This window comes from Sphingopyxis sp., assembly GCF_036402335.1.
Classification (GTDB): domain Bacteria; phylum Pseudomonadota; class Alphaproteobacteria; order Sphingomonadales; family Sphingomonadaceae; genus Sphingopyxis.
This window is the reverse complement of the sequence record NZ_DASWTD010000196.1, coordinates 1-9,648: the sequence shown is the minus strand read 5'-3', so window position 1 is coordinate 9,648 and position 9,648 is coordinate 1. Positions and strand designations below refer to the sequence as shown.

General features: G+C 63.9%; 9 protein-coding genes. 8 read left to right on the top strand and 1 reads right to left on the bottom strand.

Features of this window, described 5'->3' with window-relative positions; translation table 11 throughout:
- Positions 1 to 178: 178 nt before the first annotated feature.
- Positions 179 to 1,465, bottom strand: coding sequence for a DUF3089 domain-containing protein (locus VGD20_RS06210; RefSeq protein WP_331133621.1), 1,287 nt, complete (start codon positions 1,463 to 1,465; stop codon positions 179 to 181).
- Between the two features lie 126 nt (positions 1,466 to 1,591).
- Here VGD20_RS06210 and VGD20_RS06205 point away from each other — a divergent pair, with 126 nt between their 5' ends.
- The 8 genes from VGD20_RS06205 to VGD20_RS06170 all read left to right on the top strand — a co-directional run.
- Positions 1,592 to 3,364: a DUF4153 domain-containing protein gene (locus VGD20_RS06205; protein ID WP_331133620.1), complete on the top strand. Its 1,773-nt coding sequence runs from the start codon at positions 1,592 to 1,594 to the stop codon at positions 3,362 to 3,364.
- Between the two features lie 96 nt (positions 3,365 to 3,460).
- The gene (gatC, locus tag VGD20_RS06200) at positions 3,461 to 3,763 is read left to right on the top strand and encodes an Asp-tRNA(Asn)/Glu-tRNA(Gln) amidotransferase subunit GatC (protein ID WP_331133619.1); all 303 of its coding nucleotides are present in this window, start codon (positions 3,461 to 3,463) and stop codon (positions 3,761 to 3,763) included.
- A gap of 124 nt (positions 3,764 to 3,887) precedes the next feature.
- Positions 3,888 to 5,369, top strand: a complete 1,482-nt coding sequence (gene gatA / locus VGD20_RS06195) for an Asp-tRNA(Asn)/Glu-tRNA(Gln) amidotransferase subunit GatA (protein ID WP_331133618.1) — start codon at positions 3,888 to 3,890, stop codon at positions 5,367 to 5,369.
- Positions 5,370 to 5,467: 98 nt separating this feature from the next.
- On the top strand, positions 5,468 to 6,934 hold the full coding sequence (gatB, locus tag VGD20_RS06190) for an Asp-tRNA(Asn)/Glu-tRNA(Gln) amidotransferase subunit GatB (RefSeq protein ID WP_331133617.1): 1,467 nt from the start codon (positions 5,468 to 5,470) through the stop codon (positions 6,932 to 6,934).
- 91 nt (positions 6,935 to 7,025) lie between these two features.
- The gene (locus tag VGD20_RS06185) at positions 7,026 to 7,505 is read left to right on the top strand and encodes a hypothetical protein (RefSeq protein WP_331133616.1); all 480 of its coding nucleotides are present in this window, start codon (positions 7,026 to 7,028) and stop codon (positions 7,503 to 7,505) included.
- A 239-nt stretch (positions 7,506 to 7,744) separates the two neighbouring features.
- Positions 7,745 to 8,299, top strand: a complete 555-nt coding sequence (locus tag VGD20_RS06180; RefSeq protein WP_331133615.1) for a hypothetical protein — start codon at positions 7,745 to 7,747, stop codon at positions 8,297 to 8,299.
- Positions 8,296 to 9,204, top strand: a complete 909-nt coding sequence (locus VGD20_RS06175) for a hypothetical protein (RefSeq protein ID WP_331133614.1) — start codon at positions 8,296 to 8,298, stop codon at positions 9,202 to 9,204. Before VGD20_RS06180 ends, VGD20_RS06175 begins: the two co-directional genes overlap by 4 nt.
- Before the next feature lie 40 nt (positions 9,205 to 9,244).
- Positions 9,245 to 9,648 (top strand): hypothetical protein (locus VGD20_RS06170; RefSeq protein ID WP_331133613.1); only part of this gene is annotated, 404 nt, incomplete at its 3' end.

The following is a 9,648-nucleotide window of genomic DNA, read 5'->3' as shown; positions in this document are numbered from 1 at the left end:
CGAGCCCCGCGAGGCGGCCGCCGTTCGGGAAATGGGCAGCGAAATCGGGGGCGGCGGTGGTGATCATGATGCTGCGTCTAGTCCCAAAATATCGTCATTGCGAGCGAAGCGAAGCAATCCAGGGCGGCTCACGCATCTCTGGATTGCCGCGTCGCCTTCGGCTCCTCGCAATGACGGGTTATGATTTGGGCGTTGGGGCGGGAGCGAGCGGAGGAGGCGTCGGCGCCGCAGCGGGCGGCACCGGCGACGGCTTGCCTTCGTACGTCGCGAGACGGCGGAGCGCGTCGGCGCGCACGTTCGCCCAGAAGAGGGTGATGTCGTAGACGTGGTAATTGTTGCCCGGAAGGACATAGCCTGCGACGACATAGTTTTTCGCGATATCGGCGTCGCCGATCATCAGGAAACCGCGCGTGTCGTCGCATTTGGCGCCGATCTTGCCCGCAATCAGCGCGCCCGATTTAAAGCCCTCGGTGGGTTTCAGCGTACCGATATTCGCCGCGGGGGGCGCCTCGGTGTCGGGAATGCCGGTCAGCGGGTTGGTGCACAGCATCCGCGTGCCCGCGCGCGGGCGGCCGTCGAAGCCGATCGTGCCGTCATAGGCATCGGTGACCATCACCGGATCGGCGGGATCGGCGAAGGTCGCCCAACCGAGGATGCAGCCTTTCTGCTCGGGGGTCTGGCATGCGGGCAGGCCGAGGCCGGCGATGTCGGTGTCGAGACTGACCGGCCAGCCGATGACGTACGCCGCGACGACCCGCTTCGCGAGCGGGGTACCCGCGATCCGTGTCTTGAGCAACGTCGTGAGGTGGAGCGCGCCCTGGCTGTGGCCCGCGAGGATGATCGGCTTGTCCTTGGGGATGCCCGCGAGGAAGGCGTTGAAGGCTTCCTCGACGTCGCGATAGGCGGAGTCGATGGCCTTGCCCGCGGTGACGCGGTCCTCCGCAAGGAAAGCGCCGAGCGTCGCCTGGCGGTATCGCGGCGCCCAGATTTCGCCGGCATCGGCGAAGGCACTCGCCATGCCCTGCACGAAGAGGTTCGCGCGGTGATCGGAATCGCGGTCCTCGAGCGGGGCATTCCAGCTCGATCGGCTGTAATAGCTCGTCGGATGGACGAAGAAGATGGCGGCGTCGCCCTTTGGAAAGGGCGTGTCGGTCGCCGCCTGGGAGGCCTTGGCGGGCGGGATCAATGGCGCCGCGGCTTTTTTTCCCGGAAGGTCCGTGCCGGGGGTCTCGCTGCCGTCGGCGGCCGGACGCCAGGCCGACGGATCCTTTTCCATTCCCGGCCGCGCAAACCACATTTTGGGGTCGTCGTAGGCGTTGGGCGCGACCGCGGCCTGCGGCTTGAATTCGGTGCTCGGAACGAACGCGGTGCGCGCGATCCAACCCGGGAAGAGCTGGTACACAACCCCGGCGGCGAGGATGAGAATGATGATCGCGGCAATGAAGTAGAGGAATTTGCGGGCCAAAACGGGGCTCCATGGGAGAGGAGACGGAATTTCGAGCCTCTCTAGCTGCTTGCGCGCGCGCCTTCAAATAACTCGTTATGCCGAACTTGTTTCAGCATGACGAGGTTACGGGATAGGCTGAGCCGCATGACCGACACGACCGCACCCACCGTCCCCGATTCGCCCCCGCCTTCGGCGCGTCTCGACGACAGCGATCCACCTTGGCCGCTGCGGCCGTGGATCATGGCGGCGCTCTGCTCTGCCGCAGGGCTCGCCTTTCATGTGCTGATCAGCCATCCCTATGACGACCCGCTGTCGCACTGGCGCAGTGCGCTCGCGACCGCTGTCGCGGTCGCGGTGGTGGTCTTCGTGCTGGGGGCCGAGCTGCGCCGCTGGCATTGGGCGCTGGGCTTTGCGCTCGGCTGGGGCACGATCCTCGGGCTGGTTGCCTGGCAGGCCGCGGCTTATAATCTGCAGGGATCGCCGATCGAATGGCCGTTCTGGTCGGGAATGCTCGCAGTGCTCGTCGCGACGCCGCTGTTCCAGACGCGGCGCGATGTCGCGCCCGACTGGCGCTTCTGGAAGCTGTGGTCGATGCCGTACGAGCGATTGCACAGCCATGCGTGGACCGACGCGGTGATCGGCGCGGCGAGCCTCGCGTTCGTCGGCATCGCCTTCCTGCTCACCGTGCTGATCGGGCAGATGTTCAAGCTGATCGGGATCAACCTGATCTTCGACCTCTTGAATGACGAATGGTTCGGCTGGATGCTGGCGGGCGCGGCGTTCGGCGGCGCGGTGGGCCTGCTGCGCGAGCGCGACAAGCTGGTCGCGACGCTGCAGCGGCTGGTGATGATCGTGCTCGCGGTGCTCGCGCCGGTGCTGGCGGTAGCATTGGTGCTGTTCCTGCTCTCGCTCGCGGGGACCGGGCTGCAGAAGCTCTGGGACTCGGGCTTTTCGACCGCGGCTGTGATGATGGCGGTGGCGGCGTTTGCGGTGCTGCTCGCCAATGCGGTGATCGGCAATGGCAGCGACGATCGCGCGACGAGCCCGATGCTGCGCTGGGCGGCGCCGGTACTGGCGGTCGCGGTGTTGCCGCTCGCGGGCATCGCTTTCTATTCGATGCATTTGCGCGTGATCCAGTACGGCTGGACCCCCGAGCGCATCTGGGGCGTGATCGCGGCGACGATCGCGCTGGCGTACGGCATTGCGGGCGTGTGGGCGGTGGTGAAGGGGCAGCGCGATTTCGACGATTGGCTGCGGCCGTTGCAACAGAAGCTGGCGATCGGGCTGGCCTTGCTGGCGCTGTTCCTCGCGCTGCCGATCCTCGACTTCGGGGCGATTTCGACGCGCGATCAGGTGGCGCGGCTGAAATCCGGGACGATTACGACCGAGAAGTTCGACTGGGCGGCGCTGGCGTTCGATTTCGGGCCGAGCGGGCGGAAAGCGCTGGGCGATCTGGCGAAATCGCCCGACAAGGCAAAGGCCGATCTGGCGAAATGGGCTTTGCAATCCGAAGATCGCTGGAAGTTGGTGGGGTACGACCAGAAGATTGACGTAAGGAAAGCCGAATTTGAAGCGAAGAAGATAGAGGAAAAGGTGCGCGTTCTGCCTGAAGGCCGGACCTTGCCTCCGGGCGTTTACTCTATGCTTCGTGAAAGGCGCTATTGTGACGATGTGCTATGCGTGGCTCGATGGCTTGATGATGGGCGGCTGATTGTCGTTCGACCGCCGAACGCGTCGATGCTGCTGGCCCCCAACGAAAACGGGGAGTGGCGCGAAGACGCGGATGCCTATGGCAACCTGCGGCACAGCGATGACCTGACCAACGAAGAGCTGAAAAATGCGACAGTGGAAGTGCGCGAGGTGAAGCGGCGGCAGCTGTTCGTCAACGGCGTGCGAGCGGGCGAGGATTTCGAGTGACTTGATCCTTTCTGTGGCGACGCCATGCGGAGGATCATGGTTGAAGCGATCCGGCGGGGATGCTAGCGGCGCGGCTTCGTTAAAGTTAGGGCGATCATGTCAATCGATCAGGCAACAGTAAGGAAAATCGCGTCGCTGGCGCGCATCGCGATCAGCGATGCCGAAGCCGCCGCGATGGAAGGCGAATTGAACGGCATCCTGGGCTGGGTCGAGCAACTCGGCGAGGTCGATGTGACCGGGGTCGAGCCGATGACCGCGGTGATCCCGAACACGTTGCGGCTGCGCGACGATGTCGTCGACGCCGACCCGCTGACCGGCGGCAACCGCCGCGACGATATTCTCGCCAATGCGCCCGCGCCGCAGCACGGCTTTTTCGGCGTTCCCAAGGTGATCGAATGAGGTTCCATCATTCGATCATCCCGGACAGCGGCGTAGCCGCGATTGATCCGGGATCCAGAAACGAAAAGATGGGCGCATTGACGCTCTGGGCCCCGGCTTCCGCCGGGGTACGGTGAGAAACGACATGACTGATCTTACGAATTTAACGGTCGCGCAGATCCGCGACGGGCACCGCGCCGGCGATTTCAGCGCCGTCGAAGTGGCAGAGGCGTTCAACGCCAATGTCGCGGGCGCGAAGGCGCTCAATGCGTTCATCGTCGAAACGCCCGATCATGCGATCGCGGCGGCGAAGGCGGCCGATGCCGACCGTTCGGCGGGGACGCTGAAGCCGCTGTCGGGCGTGCCGATCGGGATGAAGGACCTGTTCGCGACGAACGGCGTCCAGACGACCGCCGCGAGCCATATGCTCGAAGGCTTCGTGCCGCGTTATGAATCGACCGTTTCGCAGAAATTGTGGGACGCGGGTTGCGGCATGCTCGGCAAGCTCAACCTTGACCAGTTCGCGATGGGGTCGTCGAACGAGACCTCCTACTTTGGCAATGTCATCAGCCCGTGGAAGCGCAAGGATGGCGGCAATGCCGCGCTCGCGCCGGGCGGGTCGTCGGGCGGCTCTTCGTCGGCGATCGCGGCGCGACTGTGCCCCGCGGCGACGGGAACCGATACCGGCGGCTCGATCCGCCAGCCCGCGGCGTTCGTGGGGATTTCGGGGATCAAGCCGACCTATGGCCGCTGCTCGCGCTGGGGCATCGTGGCGTTCGCAAGCTCGCTCGATCAGGCGGGGCCGATGGCGCGCGACGTCAAGGATTGCGCGATCATGCTCGAGAATATGGCGGGCTTCGATCCGAAGGACGCGACGAGCCTGAACATGGCCGTGCCCAATTGGGAAGCGGCTTTGTCGAGCGATCTCAAGGGCAAGAAGGTCGGTATTCCCAAGGAATATCGTCTCGAGGGCATCGACCCCGACATCGACGCGATGTGGGATGCGGGCATTGCGATGCTGAAGGATGCGGGGGCCGAGGTCGTCGAGATCAGCCTGCCGCATACGAAGTACGCGCTTCCGGCCTATTATATCATCGCGCCCGCCGAGGCGTCGTCGAACCTCGCGCGTTATGACGGCGTGCGCTACGGTTTGCGCGACCTGCCCGAAAAGGCGGGGCTACAGGACATGTATGCCGCGACGCGCGCCGACGGCTTCGGGCCCGAGGTCAAGCGCCGCATCATGATCGGCACCTATGTGCTGTCGGCGGGCTTCTACGATGCTTATTACACCCAGGCACAAAAGGTTAGGACGCTGATTGCACGCGACTTCGAACAGGCGTTCGGGGTGTGCGACGTGATCCTCGCGCCGACCGCGCCGTCGGCGGCGTTCGGGCTCGGCGAAAAGGTGGCCGATCCGCTGGCGATGTACCTCAATGACGTGTTCGCGGTGCCCGCGAGCCTCGCGGGACTCCCCGCAATGTCGGTCCCCGCGGCGCTGAACCGCGAAGGGCTGCCGCTGGGCTTGCAGATCATCGGCAAGGCATTCGACGAGCAGGGCGTGCTGAACGCGGGGCTGGCAATCGAGGAACGTGCGGGCTTTACGGCGCGGGCGGAGAAGTGGTGGTAATTTAGCGGTGTGCTTCCGCGAAGGCGGGAGCCCAGAGCGGCCCGGTGCCGACCCGCACTGGATCCCCGCCTTCGCGGGGATACATGAAGGAACGAGTGATGTCTGACTATCGCATCAAAGGCGAAACCGGCGAGTGGGAGGTCGTGATCGGCCTCGAGGTTCATGCGCAGGTCACCTCCAACGCCAAGCTGTTCTCGGGCGCCGCAACGGCGTTCGGGGCCGAGCCGAACACGCAGGTGTCGCTGGTCGACGCCGCGATGCCCGGCATGCTGCCGGTGCCGAACCGCGAGTGCATCCGGCAGGCGGTGCGCACGGGCATGGCGATCGAGGCCGAGATCAACAAATGGTCGCGGTTCGACCGCAAGAATTATTTCTATGCCGATCTGCCGCAGGGCTATCAGATTTCGCAGCTTTATCATCCGCTTGTCGGCAAAGGTTCGCTGACCATCGCAGCCGATGAGAAGGCGGGGATTCCGGGCGACAAGGTGATCGGGATCGAGCGTATCCATGTCGAGCAGGACGCGGGCAAGCTGATGCACGACCAGCATCCGACGATGTCGTACGTCGACCTCAACCGTTCGGGCGTCGCGCTGATGGAGATCGTCTCGCGCCCCGACATGCGCTCGCCCGCCGAAGCCGGCGCCTATGTGCGCAAGCTGCGTTCGATCCTGCGCTATGTCGGCTCGTGCGACGGCAATATGGAAGAGGGCTCGATGCGCGCCGACGTCAACGTCAGCGTCCGCAAGCCCGGCGACGAGTTCGGGACGCGCACCGAGACGAAGAATGTCAATTCGGTGCGCTTCGTGATGGCGGTGATCGAGGGTGAGGCGAGGCGCCAGGTCGAGCTGATCGAAAGCGGCGGCACGGTGGTGCAGGAAACGCGGCTCTACGATCCCGACCGCAACGAGACGCGCTCGATGCGCTCGAAGGAAGATGCGCATGACTATCGTTACTTCCCCGATCCCGACCTGCTGCCGCTCGAGCTGGACGATGCGTTTCTGGCCGAGTGCCGCGACAGCCTGCCCGAACTGCCTGATGCCAAGCGTGCACGCTATCTGGCGGCGGGCATCAGCGCCTATAACGCCGATGTGCTGACCGCCGAGGTCGAGGCAGCGTTGTGGTTCGACACGTTGCTGGAGGCGGGCGCGAAGCCCGCGGCGGCGGCGAACTGGGTGACGAGCGAGTTGTTCGGCGCGCTCAACCGCATGGGCCGCGACATTTCGAATTCGCCGGTCAGCCCCGCGCAGGCCGCCGAATTGCTGGGCCTCGTTGCAGACGGCACGATTTCGGGGACGATCGCCAAGGCGGTGTTCGAAAAGATGCTGGAGAGCGGCGACGCCGCGGGCGTGATCGTCGAGCGCGACGGCCTGAAGCAGACGAGCGACACCGGCGCGATCGAGGCCGAGATCGCCAAGATCCTGACCGCCAACGCCGACAAGGTCGAGCAGTATAAGGGCGGCAAGGAAGCGCTGTTCGGCTTCTTCGTCGGCCAGACGATGAAGGCGATGCAGGGCAAGGCGAACCCGCAGGTCGTCAACGAACTGCTGAAAAAGGCGCTCGGCTGATATTTGCCGTGATTTAGTTCACAGCGAATTCAGATGCTTCGATGTCATAGCATCGAGATCGATGCACAGAAGATGACGAAGGACTAGAGTGATGATGAAGCGGGTTCTGGTTTTGGTTGGCGGTGCGCTGGCACTCGGCGGCGTAGCGAATGCAGCGGGGGCGCCCGCGGTGAACGATGGCTATGACTGGACGATGCGTGTCGATGACGAGGACCGCGTGCAGAGCGCGATCCTCGCCTATGAGGTCGCAGATACCGACGATCAGCCGCTGAACTTTACCTGCGAAGAAGGCGGCGACCGCGTCTTTGCCGGGATCTCGGGCGGTTCTCCCGACCTGACCGCGATCGAGCTGGCGTCGGGCGATCAGCGCGTGCGGCTGACCGGAACGACCGACGCCGACGAACTGCCGACCTTTACCGCGCAGGAAATTCCGGCGACCTCGCCGCTCTTCCGCACCTTTGCGGCGAACGGCTGGCTGCGAATGACCGCCGACGGCACCGTAACCGATATGGCGGCGACGGCGACCGGCAAACAGGCGATCGCGCGTTTTGCAGCCTTCTGCGCCGGTTGACGCGGCACAGAGCATGTTGCGCGCGCTGCTGACGCGCTGGACGCGATGCTAGCCGGGATGGTGGAGCGACGCGCAGCAACCCTGAAGGCTCAAGATTTTTCCTCTTGCCGCCGCTCTTTTTTCTGACAAATCAGAAGCGGGGCAGGGGGGGCGATTCATTTCCTGACCCCGAATCTATCCGGGGGGTCGGGATGCCGAACAGATATGTTTCGGTCGCCATCGTGGCGACGTGTTTTTCCGTGACAGCGACGAACGCAGGTGCGCAGGCGATCAAACCGCCGGTTCCGATGCAGCATTTTACGGCGGACGAGGTGGCGGCGGTCGCCGTGCCCGACACCGCGTTCGAGGCGACGCCCGCCGATGTCGAAACCTATGACAAATATTTCTATTTCCACCGCGACAGCACCGATTTCGATACCGCGTACAACGACATCAGCGAATGCGATGCGGTGTCGAGCGGGATCAATTTCTACGGCGGTGGCGACAGTTACATGACGAACTATTATATCGGGCAATATGGCTTGGCGGGAGCGGCCGGCGGCGTGATCGGATCGGCGGTCGCCGATGCGATCTTCGGATCGGCCGAGCGGCGGCGCATCCGCCGGATCAACATGCGCAATTGCATGGGGTTCAAGGGTTACGACCGCTACGGAATGGAAAAGGAGCGCTGGCAGGCCTTCCACTTCGAGGAGGGATTCGGCCGCGTGAAGGACGAGAAACGCACCGGTTACCTGATGAAACAGGCGCGCGTCGCCTCTGGCCCCAAACCCGGGGCGGAGGTGCTGCCGAAATGATCCGCAACCTGTTTTGCGCCGCCGCACTCGCTGCCGCGCTCCCGTCATTCGCCGCCGCGCAGCTCACCTCGCAGTCGATCGAGGAAAAGAATCTGATTTCGGGGAAGGCGAAGATCGAGCCTGACAGCGGCTATATCTATGTCAGCGGCCCGTTCCGCCAGAATGCGCTGCTGCTGCGGTTGCCCGACGAGACGACCGTCGCCGCCTATGAAAAGGACTGGGCCGAGGCGCTCGCCAAGGTGCAGAAGAAATATCCGGCCAAGCTCAAGAGCTGGGAACAGCGCGCGGCGATTGCCCGGCAGACCAAGGCCAAAAACGCCACGATACCCGAAAAGCCGATCGAGCCGACGGCGGAGAATTTCGCCATCGGTGCGATCGAGCTCCGCGATCCGGTGTCATTCGGCCCGCAATATGTGTTCGCCAAAAGCGAGAGCCCCGAAAGCTACAGCTATCTGACCAAGGTGAAGCCCGGTCGCTATGCCTATTATGGCCCGATATTTGTCGCTGGCGGGGGCGCGATGGCGGGTTTCTGTTATTGCATGGGGACCGTCGCGTTCGAGGTGAAGCCCGGCGTGATCACCGACACCGGCAATTTCTTCCTTGTCGGCCCGGGGCTCGATCCCGATTTCCCGCCGCCGTCCACGCCGCTGGCGGGATCCGAAGCGGGGCTATACCGCCCGCAGAATCTTGGCAGCCAGCACGGCCCGCTGCGGTTCGGCGTGCCCGAATCGCTCAAGGCCTTTCCTTATGCCGAGGCCGATTTCCGCGCCTATGGAAAGCTCGACAATTTCTATGGCCTTTCGGTCGGCCGCATGCCGCCCGTCCCGGGCGTGCTCGCCTATGACCGCGACAAGATCGTCGACCTGAAAGCGGGGGCGGCCGCAGCGGGTTCGGGAGGCGAGTGACCATGGGATCACAGGTGCAGAGCCCGTGAGGAAAGCACCTTTGGACAATCGCGAAATAGCGATGATTTGGCAGTATATGGGAGCGGTGCTGGCTAAGGCATTTAGCCCGGCAATGCGGGTTACGGACGCCTTGCAAGCAATTATAGCTTCAGCGTTACCCGCAGTGGGATTGGGGTTGGGGTGGAGTGTCACCGATGATGCGAATGCGACGGCCCTGGCATATGTCGGTGCTGTTGTTCTTGCGCTGATCGGTATTCGTTTGCTGTGGGCACCCTACTCCCTGTGGAAGGAGCAATCGGTTTCGATCGAAGCGCTCAAGGGGGAAATTGCACGGCCCGAGCGAATGGTGATCGAGCATCTGGCAAAGTATCACGCCCGCGACCGGCGTCGCGCCATCAAGCATGTGCATGCGATGATGTATGAGGCACATTCCAACCATGAGGG

What these genes read in the sequence shown, in the direction of transcription:
- VGD20_RS06185 (WP_331133616.1), top strand. Translation starts at nt 7,026, where the DNA reads ATGATGAAGCGGGTTCTGGTTTTGGTTGGCGGTGCGCTGGCACTCGGC.
- gatB (WP_331133617.1), top strand. Translation starts at nt 5,468, where the DNA reads ATGTCTGACTATCGCATCAAAGGCGAAACCGGCGAGTGGGAGGTCGTG.
- gatC (WP_331133619.1), top strand. Translation starts at nt 3,461, where the DNA reads ATGTCAATCGATCAGGCAACAGTAAGGAAAATCGCGTCGCTGGCGCGC.
- gatA (WP_331133618.1), top strand. Translation starts at nt 3,888, where the DNA reads ATGACTGATCTTACGAATTTAACGGTCGCGCAGATCCGCGACGGGCAC.
- VGD20_RS06175 (WP_331133614.1), top strand. Translation starts at nt 8,296, where the DNA reads ATGATCCGCAACCTGTTTTGCGCCGCCGCACTCGCTGCCGCGCTCCCG.
- VGD20_RS06205 (WP_331133620.1), top strand. Translation starts at nt 1,592, where the DNA reads ATGACCGACACGACCGCACCCACCGTCCCCGATTCGCCCCCGCCTTCG.